Annotated in this window: 17 protein-coding genes; 13 read left to right on the top strand and 4 right to left on the bottom strand. The window is 70.3% G+C overall.

Annotated elements, in window-relative coordinates; translation table 11 throughout:
• The first annotated feature begins 90 nt into the window (after nt 1–90).
• Genes HQ306_RS00985 through HQ306_RS00975 form a run of 3 tightly spaced genes read left to right on the top strand, consistent with a single transcriptional unit; the run spans nt 91 to nt 4,113 of the window.
• Nucleotides 91–1,386, top strand: a complete 1,296-nt coding sequence (locus HQ306_RS00985; protein WP_222627142.1) for a glycosyltransferase — start codon at nt 91–93, stop codon at nt 1,384–1,386.
• A complete protein-coding gene (locus HQ306_RS00980) occupies nt 1,383–2,729 on the top strand; it encodes a hypothetical protein (RefSeq protein WP_222627140.1) in 1,347 nt (448 codons plus the stop codon). The genes HQ306_RS00985 and HQ306_RS00980 overlap by 4 nt, the downstream gene beginning before the upstream one ends.
• A gap of 1 nt (nt 2,730) precedes the next feature.
• The gene (locus HQ306_RS00975; RefSeq protein ID WP_308116195.1) at nt 2,731–4,113 is read left to right on the top strand and encodes a hypothetical protein; all 1,383 of its coding nucleotides are present in this window, start codon (nt 2,731–2,733) and stop codon (nt 4,111–4,113) included.
• Nucleotides 4,114–4,116: 3 nt separating this feature from the next.
• Here the strand turns inward: HQ306_RS00975 and HQ306_RS00970 are convergent, their stop codons facing one another.
• On the bottom strand, nt 4,117–5,778 hold the full coding sequence (locus HQ306_RS00970) for an acyl-CoA carboxylase subunit beta (RefSeq protein ID WP_261769639.1): 1,662 nt from the start codon (nt 5,776–5,778) through the stop codon (nt 4,117–4,119).
• Between the two features lie 77 nt (nt 5,779–5,855).
• Between HQ306_RS00970 and HQ306_RS00965 the strand changes: the two genes are divergently transcribed.
• From HQ306_RS00965 to HQ306_RS00945, 5 genes are read left to right on the top strand one after another with little or no spacing between them, the layout of a single operon-like run.
• Entirely contained in the window at nt 5,856–6,710 is an 855-nt protein-coding gene (locus HQ306_RS00965) for a biotin--[acetyl-CoA-carboxylase] ligase (protein WP_056448034.1), read from the top strand.
• A 26-nt stretch (nt 6,711–6,736) separates the two neighbouring features.
• Nucleotides 6,737–7,279, top strand: coding sequence for a PH domain-containing protein (locus HQ306_RS00960; protein ID WP_027506896.1), 543 nt, complete (start codon nt 6,737–6,739; stop codon nt 7,277–7,279).
• A gap of 9 nt (nt 7,280–7,288) precedes the next feature.
• A complete protein-coding gene (locus HQ306_RS00955; protein ID WP_027506895.1) occupies nt 7,289–7,972 on the top strand; it encodes a response regulator transcription factor in 684 nt (227 codons plus the stop codon).
• Between the two features lie 12 nt (nt 7,973–7,984).
• Nucleotides 7,985–9,310: an ATP-binding protein gene (locus HQ306_RS00950; protein ID WP_222627137.1), complete on the top strand. Its 1,326-nt coding sequence runs from the start codon at nt 7,985–7,987 to the stop codon at nt 9,308–9,310.
• Nucleotides 9,311–9,337: 27 nt separating this feature from the next.
• On the top strand, nt 9,338–9,895 hold the full coding sequence (locus HQ306_RS00945; protein ID WP_027506893.1) for a TetR family transcriptional regulator: 558 nt from the start codon (nt 9,338–9,340) through the stop codon (nt 9,893–9,895).
• A gap of 33 nt (nt 9,896–9,928) precedes the next feature.
• On the opposite strand, the gene HQ306_RS00940 is transcribed toward HQ306_RS00945, so the two are convergent.
• Nucleotides 9,929–12,370, bottom strand: coding sequence for a cytochrome P450/oxidoreductase (locus tag HQ306_RS00940; protein ID WP_222627135.1), 2,442 nt, complete (start codon nt 12,368–12,370; stop codon nt 9,929–9,931).
• Nucleotides 12,371–12,535: 165 nt separating this feature from the next.
• Nucleotides 12,536–13,126, bottom strand: coding sequence for a GtrA family protein (locus HQ306_RS00935; RefSeq protein WP_037186749.1), 591 nt, complete (start codon nt 13,124–13,126; stop codon nt 12,536–12,538).
• Between the two features lie 54 nt (nt 13,127–13,180).
• Here HQ306_RS00935 and HQ306_RS00930 point away from each other — a divergent pair, with 54 nt between their 5' ends.
• Genes HQ306_RS00930 through HQ306_RS00910 form a run of 5 tightly spaced genes read left to right on the top strand, consistent with a single transcriptional unit; the run spans nt 13,181 to nt 16,214 of the window.
• Nucleotides 13,181–14,473 carry a 5-(carboxyamino)imidazole ribonucleotide synthase gene (locus HQ306_RS00930; RefSeq protein WP_222627133.1) on the top strand — a complete coding sequence of 431 codons (1,293 nt, stop codon included), beginning with the start codon at nt 13,181–13,183 and terminating at the stop codon, nt 14,471–14,473.
• Complete coding sequence (gene purE, locus HQ306_RS00925; RefSeq protein ID WP_027506889.1) at nt 14,466–14,984, top strand: 5-(carboxyamino)imidazole ribonucleotide mutase; 519 nt, start codon at nt 14,466–14,468, stop codon at nt 14,982–14,984. The genes HQ306_RS00930 and purE overlap by 8 nt, the downstream gene beginning before the upstream one ends.
• Entirely contained in the window at nt 14,981–15,421 is a 441-nt protein-coding gene (gene crcB, locus HQ306_RS00920) for a fluoride efflux transporter CrcB (protein ID WP_222627131.1), read from the top strand. The genes purE and crcB (HQ306_RS00920) overlap by 4 nt, the downstream gene beginning before the upstream one ends.
• On the top strand, nt 15,418–15,804 hold the full coding sequence (gene crcB / locus HQ306_RS00915) for a fluoride efflux transporter CrcB (protein WP_222627129.1): 387 nt from the start codon (nt 15,418–15,420) through the stop codon (nt 15,802–15,804). The genes crcB (HQ306_RS00920) and crcB (HQ306_RS00915) overlap by 4 nt, the downstream gene beginning before the upstream one ends.
• Complete coding sequence (locus HQ306_RS00910; protein WP_308115496.1) at nt 15,801–16,214, top strand: hypothetical protein; 414 nt, start codon at nt 15,801–15,803, stop codon at nt 16,212–16,214. Before crcB (HQ306_RS00915) ends, HQ306_RS00910 begins: the two co-directional genes overlap by 4 nt.
• On the opposite strand, the gene HQ306_RS00905 is transcribed toward HQ306_RS00910, so the two are convergent.
• A complete protein-coding gene (locus HQ306_RS00905) occupies nt 16,195–16,908 on the bottom strand; it encodes a TIGR03089 family protein (protein WP_222627128.1) in 714 nt (237 codons plus the stop codon). The genes HQ306_RS00910 and HQ306_RS00905 overlap by 20 nt on opposite strands.
• Nucleotides 16,909–16,912: the final 4 nt, after the last annotated feature.

The following is a 16,912-nucleotide window of genomic DNA, read 5'->3' as shown; positions in this document are numbered from 1 at the left end:
GCGTCGAATGGTACGAACACGTGACACAAGCGGACGAGACGCCATTTCCGGCGCACTCCACATCAGGTATGTCCGAGGGGGAATCGAGTCGTGCGCATCGTCATGGCCGTCAGCGGAACGCGAGGCGACGTACAACCTGCCGTCGTCCTGGGTTCGGATCTGGCGGGCCGGGGCCACCACGTGGTCATGGCAGTTCCGCCCAACCTCGTGCACCTGACCCGCGGGGTCGGACTCGAGACGGTGCCGTTCGGGTACGACACCCGCGAGCACATGAACTCGGACCTGGTCCGTCACGGCCTGTCCCGCGGGTCGGTCGCCGACCGTGCGCGGGCGCTCGCCGCACTGTGGAACTTCGGGTGGGACCAGATGGTGACGGAACTGCGCGACGTCGTCGACACCACGGCGCCGGACGTGCTGCTCACCGGCATCACCACCGAACAGATCGCGCTGCCCCTCGCCGAGGCGCGCGGGATCGGTCTCGTCGCGCTGCATCACGCGCCGGTGCGCTCCAACCCGCGGTATTCACCGGTGCCCGGCATCGACGGTGCGCCGGCTGCGGTCGTCGGACTTGCCTGGACCGTGCTGGACCATGTCCTGTGGACGGCGACCCGGCGGCGCGAGAACACGCTGCGCCGCTCCCTGGGCATCCCCACGGTGTCGTCACCGCTTCCCGGTCGCATGGCCCGTCGCCGGACCGTCGAGATCCAGGCCTACGACCGGGTGTTCTGCCCCGAACTCGCCGTCGACTGGGACGGCACGCGTCCCCTCACAGGTTTCCTCGAGGTGTCCCCGGAGCTGCGGGCACGGATGGATCCGCAGCCGTCCGACCCGTCCCTGGACGAGTGGATCGACGACGGCCCCCCGCCCGTCTACGTCGGCTTCGGATCCATGCCGGTGACGAACCCGGCGGCCGTCCTGGCCGCCGTCGCGGATGCCGCGGCGCGCGTGGGCGAACGGGTTCTGCTGTGCGCCGGCTGGAACGACGTCGACTCCGCAGACGCGCTCGGTGATCACGTCCGTGTGACCGGCGCCGTCGACCACGCCGCGGTCTTCCCCCGGTGCCGCGCCGTCGTGCACCACGGCGGCGCGGGGACCACCGCGGCGGGACTGCGGGCCGGACGGCCGACGGTGGTGTGCTCGGTGTCGTCCGATCAGCCCTTCTGGGGTCGGCGGGTCGTCGCCCTGTCGTGCGGCGCCGCGATGTCCGCCTCCGACATCACGGCGCAGTCGTTGGAGAAGGCGTTGCGCCTCGCTCTGACGCCCGAGGCGGCCGCGGGCGCAGCCGCCGTGGCCGCCGCCATGACGAGTCCCGCGGAGGCGGTCCGCCGCGCGTCCGACCTCGTGGAGTCGGCCCGCCCCGCACCGACGGACGCGGTGGTCGCATGACGGCGCGGCTTCAGGATCAGGACTTCACCTACTGGTTCCTCTCCGAGGCGTTCGGGTGGGACGTGGTCCTGCAACTCGTGTGGCGCTTCGACGACGCGGTGCCGGACGCCGACGTGACGGCGATGGCGGTGGGACTCGCGCGCGGAGCACTGCATCGACGCATCGTGCGACCGTCGATTCCCGTCGCCCGCCCGGGCTGGGTCCGGTCCGACCGGGATCCCGCCGTTCGGCTCGACGACGAGTCTGTGACACCGGACGAGGTCCTCGACTGGGCGACGCGCGATCTCGAGACCGTCGACCTCGACGCCGAGGAGGGTCGCTGCTGGGCGCTGCGGTCCACCCGGACGACCACCGGTGGATCGGCGCTGTCTCTCACCTGCCTGCACCTCGTCGCGGACGGCCGAGCGATGACGGCGGCCGCTGTGGCCGCCGTCGCCGACACGGCCGGGGTGCGCGACGACATCGGCGCCGCGCCGACCGGGCCGTCCGCACTCGTCGGGGACGTCGGCGACGCAGCACGTCAGGTGGTCGGAGCCGTGGCCGGCGTGGCACGGACCGCCGTCGCGGTGGTGTCCGATCTCCGCTCGACCGACTCCGGCGTCGCACGTCCGGCCTCCGTCACCCCGCGCACCCCCGCACACACCCGTGCGCCGCTGGCTCGTCCGTCCTGGGCGACGGTCACGGTGCCGGTGGCGGAGTGGGACGCCGTCGCGCAGCGTCACGGCGGGACACGGAACTCGTTGTTCGTCGCGGTACTCGCCGGTGCGCTCGTCGCCACCGGCTACGCAGACGACGGGCTGCCCGTGAAGGTCGGCATCCCGATGAGTCTGCGCCGGGGTGACGACGATCAGCGCAGCAACGCCACCGGGGGTGTGTCGATCTCACTCGCCGAGCGCGTGGTTCCGGGCTCCGATCTGGGCGGTGTCCGCGCGCTGTGCCGGGACGCGTTCGCGGCGCTGTCCGCCGGACGCCGGCCGGCGATGATTCATCTGCAGCCGCTGCTCCAGGTACTCCCGCTGTCCGTCGTGACGTCCGTGGTGACGGGCGGCGGGTCCGGTATGCCCGACGTGGTCGCGTCGAATCTCGGGTCCTTCGACGGTCTCCGCCGGGTCGGCGGCCGTACCGCCACGGACGTCGCCTTCCGGGGAACAGCGCACCACGTCGACCCCGCCGGCACGCAACGCTTCGGCGAGGGCGTGCAGTCCTGGTATCTGGAGACGGACGGTGCGGCGACCTTCGCCGTGGCCGGGTTCGACGAGACACGCGTGGGTTCCGCGCAGGCGCTGACGGCAGCCCTGTCCGCGGAGCTCACCGGATGGGATGTGCCGCATGAGTTCTGGTGACGTGACCACTGCTCAGGTCCGCCCGGCAGACCGCGTGGCGGGTGCCGACGAGTCGTACGCGTTGGCGGAGCGACTCTTCGGATGGACGGCGCCGATCCAGTACCTGTGGATCTTCCCGGCCGACCCGGGTGCGGACGCCGTCGCGACGCTCGCCGACCGGCTCGCGTCGGGATCGTTCGACCGCCGGGTGGTCCCCACCTCCGTGCCGTTCGGCCACGACCGATGGGTGCGGGCCGAGCGCCCCGCCACGGTGTACACCGAACCCGGAACCATCGCGGACGACGCCGTGGGGGACTGGGTCGACGCCCGGCTCCGTGCGGCGGACCTCGATCCCTCCGATGGACGCGGTTTCGCGCTCGAGTGTGCGCACACCGATGCCGGACGAGTCGTCGTGGCACTGCTGGTCTCGCACATGATCGCCGACGGCCAGGCCGTGTACGCGGCGCTCGATGCGGCTCGCCGGGGGCCGACGCGCTCGGCACTGCCCACCGGGCGTGACGTCGCCGGGTGGGCCGGCGTGCGGGGCGATCTCCGTGACGCGGGGGCGCAGATTCCGGCGGTGGCGCGGGCACTCGCGGTGATCGGGAAGGCGGCGGCGACGGCCGGCGCGACGGCGCTGCGGACGGCGATCACGCGATCCGACGAGACTGCACCGACCGCCGCGCCGGTCGCGGCTCGCGCGGACCAACCCACTCCGACCGAGTCCGACACCACCCTCGCCGTGGTGGATCTCGATCGCCGTGAGTGGATCGCCCGCGCGGCCGAGCACGGTGGTACGCCGAACAGCCTCTTCACGGCCGTCATGGGCGGGGTTCTGCGTGCGTCCGGCCATCCGACGGGTCCCGAGGGCACGCGCATCTGCATCGCGGTGAGCAACCGCGCCGACGGCGACGACAGAGCGAATGCGTCCGGGGGCGTGTGGATCCGGGTGCCCGGGCCGATCGGACCCGAGGTGGGGCTCGGCGAGATCCGCGCGCTGAGCAAGGCGGCGTTCGCGAAGTACGCGACCACGGACGACGCGGTCACCGACCACCTGCAGGCGGTGGCCAGGTTGCTTCCGGACCGGGTGCTCGGGCGGATGATGACGTCCATCGCCGGGCCGGACACCACGGTGTCGAACCTGGGCGCCGCGCCGCAGAGCGCCCTCGAACTCGGTGATCAGGTCGCGGAGTCGTTCGGGATCCGCGCGATCATGCAGGGCCGCGACGCGGCCGCCCGGCGTCGACAGGGACCGGCGATCGCCGCGTGGGCGGTGGAGTACGGCGACAAGGTGACGGTCACCGTGTTCGGCATCCACCCCGAGTACGCGGGAGACACCGGCCGGCTCCGCGAGACGGTGTCCGCCGAGCTCGACCGGTGGTCACTCGAGCACTCGTTCTGGTGAGGTCTAGAGCGGGATGTTGCCGTGCTTCTTCGGAGGCAGGGTGACCATCTTGCGTTCGAGCAGGCGCAGTGCGGTGACGATCTGTCCGCGGGTGTGGCTCGGGGGGATCACCGCGTCGACGTAGCCGCGTTCGGCGGCGACGTACGGGTTGACGAGGGTGTCCTCGTACTCGTTCTGCAGCTCGAGGCGCAGTGCGTCGACGTCGTCACCGTTCTTCGCGGCCTCGAGGAGGCGCTTGCGGTAGACGAAGCCGACGGCGCCGGAGGCGCCCATGACGGCGATCTGCGCGGTGGGCCACGCGAGGTTGAGATCGGCGCCCATGTGCTTGGACCCCATCACGTCGTACGCGCCGCCGTACGCCTTGCGGGTGATGACGGTGATCTTGCCGACGGTGGCCTCACCGTAGGCGTAGAGCAGTTTCGCGCCGCGGCGGATGATGCCGTTGAACTCCTGATCGGTGCCGGGCAGGAAGCCGGGGACGTCGACGAGGGTGATGATCGGGATGTTGAAGCAGTCGCAGGTGCGCACGAACCGGGCGGCCTTCTCGGAGGCGTCGATGTCGAGGGTGCCGGCGAACGCGGTGGGCTGGTTGGCGACGATGCCGACGCTGCGCCCGTCGACGCGGCCGAACCCGACGATGATGTTGCGGGCGCGCCCTTCCTGCACCTCGAGGAACTCGTCGTCGTCGAGGATGCGGCGGATGACCTCGTGCATGTCGTACGGGGTGTTCGGCGAGTCCGGGATCAGGGTGTCGAGCTCCAGATCCTCGGCGGTGAGGGAGTCGGCGATGGCCCCGTCGATGGGGTCCGAGGGGGCAAGACGGGGCGCGGTGGCCTGGTTGTTCGAGGGGAGGTAGCCCAGGAGTTCGCGGACGTAGTCGAGGGCGTCCTGCTCGCCGGAGGCGACGTAGTGGGCGACGCCGGACTTCTCCATGTGGGTGTGGGCGCCGCCGAGGTCCTCCATGGTGACGTTCTCGCCGGTGACGGTCTTGATGACGTCGGGTCCGGTGACGAACATCTGGGAGGTCTTGTCGACCATGACGACGAAGTCGGTCAGGGCGGGGGAGTAGACGTGCCCGCCCGCGGCCGGTCCCATGATCAGCGAGATCTGGGGGACGACGCCGGACATGCGGACGTTGCGGTGGAAGATCTCGCCGTAGAGGCCGAGGGAGACGACGCCTTCCTGGATACGGGCGCCGGCGCCCTCGTTGATGCCGACGAGGGGGCGTCCGGTCTTGAGGGCGAGGTCCATGACCTTGACGATCTTCTCGCCGTAGATCTCGCCGAGGCTGCCGCCGAAGACGGTGGCGTCCTGGGAGAACACGCACACGTCGCGGCCGTCGACGGTGCCGTAGCCGGTGACGACGCCGTCGCCGAAGGGGCGGTTGTCGGCGAGGCCGAAGTTGACGGAGCGGTGGCGGGCGAGGGCGTCGAGTTCGACGAACGAGCCCTCGTCGAGGAGCGCGGTGATGCGTTCGCGGGCGGTGAGCTTGCCCTTGGCGTGCACCTTCTCCACGGCCGCCTCGCCCATGGGCTTCTCGGCCTGGGCCTGGCGGGCGGCGAGCTCGGCCAGCTTTCCGGCAGTGGTGTGGATGTCGGGTGCGGCAGCCCCCGTCTCTTCTCGAGCCACTGATTCCTGCGCGGACGCATCCTGAACACTCGTCATAGACCAGCACTGTATCGACGCCGCGCCGCCGGACGTGGCAGGGGTGGTGCGTCGGCCGCGTCTCTATGCTCGGCCCCATGTGGGAGAACCTGGACAGACCGCCGCTCGACGGGCGTGCGCTCACCCGCGCACTCGTCGAGGGACCCCGCGGATCGTGGTCGCGTGTCGACGTCGTGGCGCGGACCGGATCGACCAACGCGGACCTGTTGGCCGTCGCCGACACCGCCGGTGACCGCACTGCGCTGATCGCCGACGTCCAGGACGCGGGCCGCGGACGGCACTCGCGGTCGTTCACCGCTCCCGCGCGGTCGCAGGTCATCGTGTCGGCGCTGGTCAAGCTGCCCGGCGTGCCGCCCGGATCGGTGGGGTGGCTCCCGCTGCTCACCGGTGTCGCGGTGGTCGACGTGCTGCGCACCGTCACCGAGGTCGACGCGGTGCTCAAGTGGCCCAACGACGTCCTCATCCGCGGCGACGAGTCGTCCGGCTACGCCGGAGGCAAGGTGGCGGGCATCCTGGTGGAGGTGGCCTCGACCCATCCCGTCGTGACGGCGGTGTCCGGAGTCGGCATCAACGTCAGCCTCACCGAGGCGGAGCTGCCCGTCCCGACGGCGACGTCCCTGCAACTGGCCGGCGCGGCGGTGATCGATCGCGGCACCGTGGTGCGCGCCTTCCTGCGGGCCATGGGTTCGGCACTGGACGAGTGGCGGGAGTCGGGGTGGGACACCGCGCCGATCGCGGAGCTGTACCGCTCCCGGTGCGATACTCTCGGCCGCCGCGTGCGGGTCACGATGCCGGGCGACACCGAGCTGGTGGGCGTCGCGACCGACATCGACGAGCACGGTCGGGTGGTGATCGTGCCCGAGTCGGGGGACACCACGCCGGTCGCCGTCTCGGCGGGCGACGTCACTCACCTCCGCGCGCTCGACGCCTGACCGCCCCTTCCCCACAGGAGAATCGCATGTCGTTTCCGCAGGACGCACTGGGGCACGAGGAGGACCTGATCCTGCATCGGCACCCGCACTGGAAGATGCTCGTGCTGCCGGTGCTGACGTTCCTCGTCGCGACGCTTCTCGCGGGCTTCCTCGTGGGTCTGATCGGACGGTCGCTGGAGTCCACGGCGCGGTCCGCCGCGCTGATCGCCGTCGCGGTGGTGTGGGTCGGGCTGATCGCCTGGCGCACCGCTGTCCCCGTACTGCGTTGGCGGTCCACACATTTCGTCGTGACCGACCGACGCGTCCTCGTCCGCCAGGGTGTGCTGTCGCACTCGGGCATCGACATCCCGGTACGCCGGGTGTCCAACGTGCAGTTCCGTCACGGTCTTCTCGACCGGCTCCTGAAGACCGGCACCCTGGTGATCGTGGCGAGCTCCGACGACCCCCTCGAGTTCGACGACATCCCCGACGTCGAGCGGGTCCACTCCCTGCTGTACCACCAGGTCTTCGACTCCCAGAATCACGGCTGGGACGACGGAGACGATCTCGGTCCCGCGCGCACTACGTAGGGTGGTCCGGTGACCGAAGTCCTGCTCGCCGAAGACGATGAAGCCATCGCGACCCCGCTGTCCCGCGCACTCGGACGAGAGGGGTACACGGTGACGGTCGAGCAGACCGGTCCGGCAGCGCTCTCGCGCGCCCTGGAAGGCTCGTTCGATCTCCTGATCCTCGATCTCGGGCTCCCCGGGATGGACGGCCTCGAGGTGTGCCGGCAGATCCGCGCCACCAGGTCCGACCTCGCCGTCCTGATGCTCACCGCACGCACCGACGAGGTCGACTTCGTCGTCGGTCTCGACGCGGGAGCCGACGACTACGTGAGCAAGCCCTTCCGCGTCGCCGAGCTCATGGCGCGGGTCCGGGCCCTGCTCCGGCGCCGCGGCGCGGCCTCCGAGGACGGCACCATCGAGGTGGGCGGCCTGCGCCTCGAACCCGCCGCACGGCGCGTCCTGCTCGACGGCCACGAGATCCCCCTGGCCAACAAGGAGTACGAACTTCTCAAGATCCTGCTCGACCATGCCGGTCAGGTGGTCTCGCGCGAGACCATTCTGCGCGAGGTGTGGGGCGACGCCGAGCTGCGCGGCTCGAAGACGCTGGACATGCACATGTCCTGGCTGCGCCGCAAGATCGGCGACGAGGGCTCGGTGGCCGAACGACGCATCGCGACCGTGCGCGGCGTCGGCTTCCGGATCAACACGGACTGACCGGGCCACCGCATGAGGCGTAGGATCCTGCAGTCGATCCTCGCGGTCGTCATCCTCACCGGCATGCTGCTCGGCATCCCGTTGACCTACACCGCCTGGCTGTGGGTCGAGGACTTCACTCGCGGCGACCTGCGCACCCGACTCGAGCGCATGGCGTCCGAGATCATCGATCAGGAGGGCGGGGACGGCCGCGTGGACGGCGGCCTCGACACCGCCTCGCTGCGTCTCGTCGTGCCCATGGGCGGGCGCCTCGTCGTCGTCTACCCCACCCCCGAGAACCCGGCGTCCCGCATGGACATCGGCGCACCGTCCGTCGAGGATCCGATCGAGGAGTCCCTCTCGATGGGCACCTCCGGGTCGCTGCTCCTCGAAGTGCCGTCCGACGAGATGCGCACCGCCCAGAAGCAGGCCGTCGGCGCGGTGGCGCTCGTCGTCCTGGCCTCGATCGCGGCCGGCACCGTCGTCGCCGTCCTCACGTCCCGTCGACTCTCCACGCCCCTGCAGCACGTCGCGGGGCGGGCCGCCCGGCTGGCCGAGGGCGATTTCCGCAAGGACCCCACCCGCCACGGCATTCCCGAACTCGACCGGGTGTCCGACGTGCTGGACTCCGCATCGGTCGAGATCGTGGGGCGCCTGCAACGCGAACACTCCCTCGTCGCGGACGTCTCCCACCAGTTGCGCAGCCGTCTCACCGCGGTGCGCCTGCGTCTCGACGAGCTGTCCGGACACCCCGATCCCGAGGTGGTCACCGAGGCCAACGAGGCGATGGCCCAGGTGGACCGGCTCACCACCGCGATCGACGACCTCGTGCGGTCGTCCCGCAGTGACGGCGCGGCCGACGCCTCGACCGTGCGCGTGCGCGGCGAACTCGAACCCGTCATCGACGACTGGCGCGGGCCGTTCGCCGATGCCGGGCGCGAGCTCGAGCTGCGCGGCGACTCGTCGGTCACCGCCCTGGTCACGGGTTCCCGGCTCCGCGAGGCGGTGTCGGTGCTGCTGCACAACGCGCTGGACCACGGCGGCGGGCGCTGCGTCGTCACGGTGCGCCTCGTGGGGGAGTCGCGTGCACCCGCGCAGGACGGACCACGGCCGCCCGTGGTCGTGGAGGTCGCCGACGAGGGAACCGGCGTCAGCGACGAACTCGCGCCGCACATCTTCGACCGCGGTTTCTCCGGCGCCGGATCCACCGGGGTGGGCCTCGCCCTCGCCCGCGCGCTGGTCGAGGCGGACGGGGGACGACTCGAACTGCAGCGCCGACGTCCCGCGCTCTTCGCGGTGTTCCTGCCCGCGGCACGCGTGGACCAGGTGATCCCGGCCGGGATGTCCGAACCGCGCTGACCGGCTCGGCTCACCTAGGCTCGCGACGTGACTGCGCCCGACTTCTATTCCGAACTGCGGACTCTGCGACTCGAGCGGGTGCTCGACGCCGGGGTGGAGATCATCGCCGACCGCGGGTGGGACGGCCTGAGCATGACCGAGGTCGCGAAGCGTTCCGGGGTGCCCCGGCAGAGCCTCTACAAGGAGGTGGGCACCAAGGACGACCTCGGTCGCGCCGTCGTGGACCGCGAGGTCGAGCGATTCCTGGAGCAGGTGCGCACCGGGCTGGCAGCACATCCCGACAGCTTCGAGGACGGCATCTCCGCTGCCGTTCGGGGCGTGCTCGAACACGGTCGGGCCAATGTCGCTCTCGCAGCCGTTCTGCGGCCGGGGCACGATTCGGGTCTGCTCGCCCTGGTCACGGTCCACCCCGACGCCGTGTTGGGCCACGCGAACAGTGCCGTCGGTGCGTTGGTGGGCGAGAGGGCGCCGGACGCGTTGGTGGACTGCGTGGTTCGACTGACGCTGAGCCATCTGGTGCAACCGTCCGTGGACGTGGACGAGGCGGTGGATCGCATCGACCGGGTGGTCCGCGGGTTCGCCTGAGCGGACTCGGCTCGGTCCCACCGGCCCGGCGCACTACAGGTCGAGCACCAGCTTCGACGACAGCGATCGCGAGACACACATCATGACCGTGTCCCCGCGTTCGCGTTCGCGACGCGACAGCACGGAGTCGCGGTGGTCGGGAGTGCCGCTCAGGACGTCGGCCTCGCACGTCCCGCAGATGCCTTCCATGCACGACCCGATGACGTCGGCGCCGGCCTTCTCGACGGCGTCGAAGATCGACGTGCCGTCGGGGACGGTGACGGTCACCCCCGAGCGCGCGCACTCGACCTCGAACGAGTCGAGCGCGTCGTCCGGTGCCTCGACGGTCTCGGCCGCGAAACGCTCCAGGTGCAGGCTCCCGTCCGGCCACGCCGCGCACGCGTTCTCCACGGCATCGAGGAGTGGGCCGGGCCCGCAGCAGTAGACCAGGGTCTCGGGCCGGGGCTCACCCAGCACGGTGTCGAGATCGACACGCTCGCCGCGTTCGTCCTTGGCCCAGACCGTCACGCGGTCGTCGCCGTCGAACTCGTCGAGGAACGCCATCGACGAACGAGATCGACCGGCGTACACCAGGTTCCACTCGGCGCCGTCGGCTCGGGCAGCGGCGATCATGGCGCGGATCGGTGTGATGCCGATCCCGCCGGCGATGAAGAGATAGCTCGGTGCGGGATCGAGTGCGAAGTGGTTGAGCGGCCCTCGTGCTCGCAGAGTGGCTCCCTCCGGCAGGTGGTCGTGCACGTGCGCCGAGCCGCCGCGGCCGTCCGGCTCACGCAGGACAGCGATCGTCCACGAGGACTCGTCGGCGGTGTCTCCACAGAGTGAGTAGTGTCTGACCAGGTCGGGGCGCAGCATCAGTTCGACATGCGCGCCGGGCGTCCAGGACGGCAGTGATCCGCCGGCGGCATCGGTGAGGACGAGTTCGACGACGCCCTCCGCCGCGGTACGCCGGTGTGCGACCCGCACATCGAGCTGCGTCCGCTCTGCTCCGTCGCCGTCGCGGCGCTGCCGAGGGGGCGTGACGGTGGACGTGTCCACCACGGGAGCGGCGCCGGCGGCCTTCCGGTCGGTGCGGTAGGTGCCGTGCCGTCGACGCTCCCCGCCCTTCGGTGTCGTCGTCACCATCATGGAGCTGTAGCCACGAACGAAGTTGGACTGCACGCGCGTCGGCTCCGCGAGGACCTCGATGTCGTCGAAGCGCGTCAGCAGCTCCTCCCAGAGGATCCGCAGCTGCATCTCCGCGAGCCGACTTCCCATGCAGCGGTGGGTGCCGATGCCGAACGCGAGGTGATGCCGTGCGTTGCGCCGGTCGATCACGAAGCTGTCCGGGTCGTCGAACGTGCGCTCGTCGCGGTTGGCCGAGGCGTACCACATGACGACCTTGTCGCCCTCGCGGACGAACTGACCGTTCAGGACGGTGTCTCGAGTCGCGATGCGGCGCATGTAGGCGAGGGGCGTCTGCCACCGCAGGATCTCGTGGACCATCTTCGGTACCAGGTCCGGATCGGCGCGCAGGCGATCGAACTGCTCCGGGAACTGGTTCAGGGCCAGCAGTCCGCCCGTCATCGAATTGCGGGTGGTGTCGTTGCCGCCGACGACGAGCAGGACGATGTTGCCCAGGAACTCCATCGGGCGGTCGATCAGGTCCTTCGTGTCCTCGGAGAGCTGCATGAGGGTGATGAGGTCGTACCCGGGCTTCTCGCCGGCTGCGAGGCGCGCCGCCTTGTCGTGCCACAGCGCACTGAAACTGCGCGCTGCTTCCGCCGCGGCCCGATACGCCGCGTCCGTGTCGGTGGACCCGCCGGTGGCCGACGCGCTCGCGGCCACCAGATCGGTCCACTCGACCAACTTCCGTCGTTCCTCGTACGGGAAGTCGAGCAGCGTCGCGAGCATCCGCGAGGTCAACTCGATGCTGACCCGGTCGACCCAGTCGAAGGGCTCGCCCACCGGGAGCTCGTCGAGGACCTCCGCGACCCGCGAGCGGATGAGACCCTCCATCTCCTCCAGATTCCGAGGTGCGACGACGCCTTGCACCGCGGCGCGCTGCTGATCGTGGCGCGGCGGGTCCATCGCGATGAACATCTCGATGTCGAGACCCTCCGGCGGTGTGCCCAGGATGATCTGCGGTTCCGCCGAGAACGTCTCGAAATCCCGGTCGACTGCGACGATGTCGTCGTAGCGCGTGACGGACCAGAACGGCCCGAACGCGCTGTCGGCCCGGAAGTGCACGGGCGACTCGTCTCGCAGTCTCCGGAAATAGGCCTCCCACGATCCCTGCCGCCACAGGAACGGGTTGCTGACATCGATCTCGGTCAGATCCAGCTCCGCCACGTCGGGGATCGCGGACTCACGGAAGTGTGGCTGCCCGTCGCTCACCACGAGCCTCTTCGCGCGCTGCCACAGATGCAGTCCCTGGATCTGACGCTCCATCGGGACCAGTGCCTGTGTTCTCGTGATGATCGTGTCGCGAACGCTCATGACGACTACCGCCTCGGTGCTGGGATGGTTCTGACGAGTGGGATGACAGAACTAAACCATGTGTATCCGAAGATGACAATAGTCGACGTATTGTCGCCGCTGAGAGGCAGCGCACCAGCGGGCCCGTCGCCGGGTGAGTGAGGAGAGGGGGCCTGACGCGTCGCGTCAGCTGTGACCCATGAACTGCGTCTGCTCGTCGTCCGGGTCGACGTCGGGATCGAGATCGGGGTCCGGCTCGTCCTCGATCAGCGGATTCGCGATGATCCCGCGGCCGTTCTCGTCCGGGAACGCGAAGCGACGCAGTGCCCAGAATCGGAAGACCATCTGCAGCAGATTGCCGATGACGTAGTTGAGGACGAAGTCGATGATGATCAACGCGGTGAGGGTGGTCTGTCCCTCGCGGATGTCGAAGACGTTGTTCGCGATCCAGAGCGGAGCGGCGGCGAGGATGACGCCGATGCCACTGATGGTGAAGAACAACAGTGCCTCGTGATGACGCTCGCGGCCACCACGGTTCTTGAACGACCACTCGCGGTTGAGGATGTAGCTGAGAATCGTCGCCATCACGCCGGAGAAGATCTTGGCGACGACGGGCTTCGACTCGAGCACGGTGAGGCTCAGTGAGTAGAAGATCGCGAGGTCGAACACCATCGTGGTCGCGCCGACGATCGCGAACTTGATCAGTTCGGAGTGGCGGAGGGCGATGCTTCGGAACGGCTGCGGGATACCGGCAACCACACGGTCGATCAGAGGCACGGTGACCCACTTTACGAAGAGCAGTGACCAAACACTAATCGGACTCGTGACACGATGAGCGACGTGACAGCAGGAGACACCGTGAATTCGGACATCCCCCAGCAGACCCCGCGCACCGACCCGCCGCGGCAGCGCACCTCGTCCCTGCCCGTCGTCGCGATGGTCGGCGGAGGACAGCTCGCACGGATGACGCACCAGGCCGCGATCGAGCTGGGTCAGACCCTGCGCGTGCTCGCGGCCGGGGAGAACGATCCGGCGGCTCGGGTGAGCGCCGACGTGGTGCTCGGCGAGCACACCGATCTCGCGGCACTGCGTGCGGTCGCCGCCGGTGCCGACGCGCTGACGTTCGATCACGAACACGTCCCCACCGAGCATCTCGACGTCCTCGTCGCCGAGGGCGTCAACGTCCAGCCGCCTCCCGAGGCGCTGATCTTCGCGCAGGACAAGCTGCGGATGCGCGTTCGCCTGCGGGAACTGGGACTACCGGTACCGGATTTCACGGAGGTGGCCTCCGTCGAGGACGTCGTCACCTTCGGTGACGCCCACGACTGGCGCATCGTGATCAAGGCCGTGCGCGGCGGCTACGACGGTCGCGGCGTCTGGATGCCCGACGACGCCGACGAGGCGCGCACCGTGGTGTCCGACCAGCTCGCCGCCGGAGTGCCGCTGATGGCGGAACAGCGTGTCGACATGGCGCGCGAACTCTCGGCGATGGTCGCGCGGTCCCCGTTCGGGCAGGGAGCGACCTGGCCCGTCGTCGAGACCGTGCAGCGGTCCGGACAGTGCGCCGTCGTCATCGCACCCGCTCCCGGCCTGTCCGAGGACCTGGCTGCGGACGCCGAGCACATCGCGCTCCGCATCGCGTCCGAGCTGGGTGTGGTGGGAGTCATGGCCGTGGAGCTGTTCGAGAAGGTCGACGGCACCCTGTCGATCAACGAACTCGCCATGCGCCCGCACAACTCGGGCCACTGGACGCAGGACGGTGCCCGGACCTCGCAGTTCGAGCAGCACCTGCGCGCGGTACTCGACTATCCCCTCGGTGACTGCGCGCCTGTCGCGCCGGTGTCCGTCATGGCCAACGTCCTCGGCGCCGAGGAGCAGCCGTCCTCGACCATGGACGAGCGGGTGCATCACCTGTTCGCGCGGATGCCCGACGCCAAGGTGCACCTCTACGACAAGGGTGAGCGCAAGGACCGCAAGATCGGCCACGTCAACATCGTGGGCCCGCGGAACGGCTCCGCGTCTGATGCCGAGCACGTCGCCGAGGTCCGGGAGCGTGCCGAGCGTGCCGCGCACTGGCTCTCGCACGGCGTCTGGACCGACGGATGGGATCCGCATCATGGATGAGAACAGCAACAGCACGGCCGTCCGGGTCGGCATCATCATGGGCAGCGACTCGGACTGGCCGGTGATGGAGGCCGCCGCCCTGGCGGTCGCCGAGTTCGGCGTCCGCTTCGAGGTGGGCGTGGTCTCCGCGCACCGGACGCCGCAGCGCATGCTCGACTACGCGCGGGACGCGGCGGACCGCGGAATCGAGGTGATCATCGCCGGCGCCGGCGGTGCCGCTCACCTGCCGGGCATGGTGGCCTCCGCGACGCCGCTCCCCGTCATCGGTGTCCCGGTTCCCCTGAAGTACCTCGACGGGATGGACTCGCTCCTGTCGATCGTCCAGATGCCGGCGGGGGTTCCCGTCGCGACGGTCTCCATCGGCGGCGCACGCAACGCCGGTCTGCTCGCCGTGCGCATTCTCGGTGCCGCCGATCCGCAGCTGCGTGGACGGATGGCCGAGTTCCAGCGCGGACTCGAGCAGATGGTGCTGGACAAGGACGAGGCGCTGCGTCGCAGTCTGCTGGAATGACCGCGTCCGCGGACTCGGTCCGTCCTCTGCACCGCACGCCCGCTGCCCTGGCCGCGGTCGTCGTCGGCGGTGCCGTGGGGACGGGTGCCCGCTACGCGGGCGAGTCCTGGGTGCCGCACTCCGGAACGGGATGGCCGTGGGCCACGTTCCTGATCAACCTGAGCGGTGCGTTCGTCCTCGGTCTGCTGCTGGAAGCGTTGGCGCGCTCGGGACCGGACGTCGGGCGGCGTCGGTGGGTGCGCCTGGTGGCGGGCACCGGTTTCTGTGGCGCGTTCACGACCTACAGTACGTTCGCCCTCGAGACGGTCGAGCTCGTCCGGGACGGCGCACCGACGACTGCACTGACCTACGCCGCCGTCGGAGTCGTGGCGGGACTGATCTGTGCCTGGGCGGGCATCGTGACCGGTGGCACGCTCCATCGGAGGCCACGCACATGACGGTCGCCGCGGTGCTGCTCGCGGGGGCGCTCGGGGCGGTGGTCCGCTTCGTCGTCGACGGCGAGGTGACGGCTCGTTTCGGTCGGCCGTTCCCCCTGGGGACTCTGATCGTCAACGTCAGTGGGTCGTTCCTTCTCGGCATCCTGGCCGGGCTCGTGCTGTTCGCCGGCCGGCCCGCCGAGTGGCAGGCCGTCGCCGGCACCGGGTTCTGCGGCGGGTACACCACGTTCAGCACCGCGAGCGTGCAGACGGCCCGACTCGTGCAGGAGGGTCGGCACCGGGCGGCCGCGGCGAACGCGGGGACCACCGTGATCGCCTCCGTCCTGGCCTGCGCCGGTGGACTGGCTCTCGTGTGGGCGGCGTCGGGTGGGAGCTCGGTGTGACGTCCTCCGGTCCGCGGGGGTCGAGCCCGCTGCGACGGGTGTCGCGCGGCAGCATCCAGTCGCTCGTCGTCACGGCCGCGGCGCTCACCTGGGCTCGTCTGTGGCGCTCGCGGATCTCGTACGACGCGTCGTCGAACCTGATCGTGTGCGAGGCGATGCGAGGCGGATACGCCCGCGGCGGAACGTGTTTCGGCGGAGCGTTCCTCACCGGACACGCGCTCGTCGATCCCCGTCGACGGCGGGCGATGCTGCGCCACGAGTCCGTGCACGCCGACCAGTGGGCCCGCCACGGCTTCTCGTTCGCGATCCGGTACCTGGTGGAGGAGATGCGCCGGCCGGGCGCCGCCAACCGCTTCGAGGTGGAGGCCGGACTCGGCGACGGGGGTTATCTCACTCGAGGACCGTCGTGACCTTCTCCGTGGCGACGCGGCGATCGAGCGCCGCCGGGTCCAGCGCGGTCACCTGAACCAGTGACGCGCCGGCCGCGAGCACCGCGACGAGACCGTCGAGCAGTCCGTCGGCGTCGTCCCACGACCCGGTCGCGAGAACCCGGTCCGTCGCCGACAGTCCGCGCGCTGCGGCGCGGCCCTGTGCATCGGTCAGGACGTCCTGGACGGAGCGACCCTCCAGGGCCGGACCGGCGCCGACGGGAACGAACTGATCGCCGTGCACGCGAACCGACGTCGCGTAGTCGGTGACTCCGAGGGGGAGGTCGTCGACGGGCCGACCGAACGGGTCGAGCGACAGTGCGGCCACCTCACCGGCGTCGGCGGTCTCCACACCCGAGGCGGTCACCAGGGCGACCGCCGCGTCCGGATCGGGCCGGAGAATCACCTCGGCGCCGGCCCACCACGCGCCGAGCAGCACCGAGGCGGTCTGCCAGTGCGCGGGGAGCACGACGCTGACGACGTCGCCGGGCGACACACCGAGCTCGTCACGGAGGAAGTTGGCCGTCTTCGCGGCCCAGTTGGCCAGAGTCAGCGCGGACAACTCGATGCGCTCACCGGTCGAGTCGTCGTAGTAGGTGATGCGCGGTCCCGCCGCGTCCGCCGCGAGGATGGGTCCGAGAAGCGCGTCCGTGAGCGTCGTGCCACCTGAGGTCATCGAC

Origin of the sequence: Rhodococcus sp. BP-160, assembly GCF_019836205.1 — a bacterium.
GTDB lineage: Bacteria > Actinomycetota > Actinomycetes > Mycobacteriales > Mycobacteriaceae > Rhodococcoides.
This window is presented reverse-complemented; position numbering and strand designations above follow the sequence as displayed.

Bases quoted from the DNA above. Each gene is read 5' to 3' on its own strand.
- HQ306_RS00980 (WP_222627140.1), top strand. From the start codon at position 1,383: ATGACGGCGCGGCTTCAGGATCAGGACTTCACCTACTGGTTCCTCTCC.
- HQ306_RS00970 (WP_261769639.1), bottom strand. From the start codon at position 5,778: ATGACGAGTGTTCAGGATGCGTCCGCGCAGGAATCAGTGGCTCGAGAA.
- HQ306_RS00965 (WP_056448034.1), top strand. From the start codon at position 5,856: ATGTGGGAGAACCTGGACAGACCGCCGCTCGACGGGCGTGCGCTCACC.
- HQ306_RS00960 (WP_027506896.1), top strand. From the start codon at position 6,737: ATGTCGTTTCCGCAGGACGCACTGGGGCACGAGGAGGACCTGATCCTG.
- HQ306_RS00950 (WP_222627137.1), top strand. From the start codon at position 7,985: ATGAGGCGTAGGATCCTGCAGTCGATCCTCGCGGTCGTCATCCTCACC.
- HQ306_RS00940 (WP_222627135.1), bottom strand. From the start codon at position 12,370: ATGAGCGTTCGCGACACGATCATCACGAGAACACAGGCACTGGTCCCG.
- HQ306_RS00930 (WP_222627133.1), top strand. From the start codon at position 13,181: ATGAGCGACGTGACAGCAGGAGACACCGTGAATTCGGACATCCCCCAG.
- purE (WP_027506889.1), top strand. From the start codon at position 14,466: ATGGATGAGAACAGCAACAGCACGGCCGTCCGGGTCGGCATCATCATG.
- crcB (WP_222627131.1), top strand. From the start codon at position 14,981: ATGACCGCGTCCGCGGACTCGGTCCGTCCTCTGCACCGCACGCCCGCT.
- crcB (WP_222627129.1), top strand. From the start codon at position 15,418: ATGACGGTCGCCGCGGTGCTGCTCGCGGGGGCGCTCGGGGCGGTGGTC.
- HQ306_RS00905 (WP_222627128.1), bottom strand. From the start codon at position 16,908: ATGACCTCAGGTGGCACGACGCTCACGGACGCGCTTCTCGGACCCATC.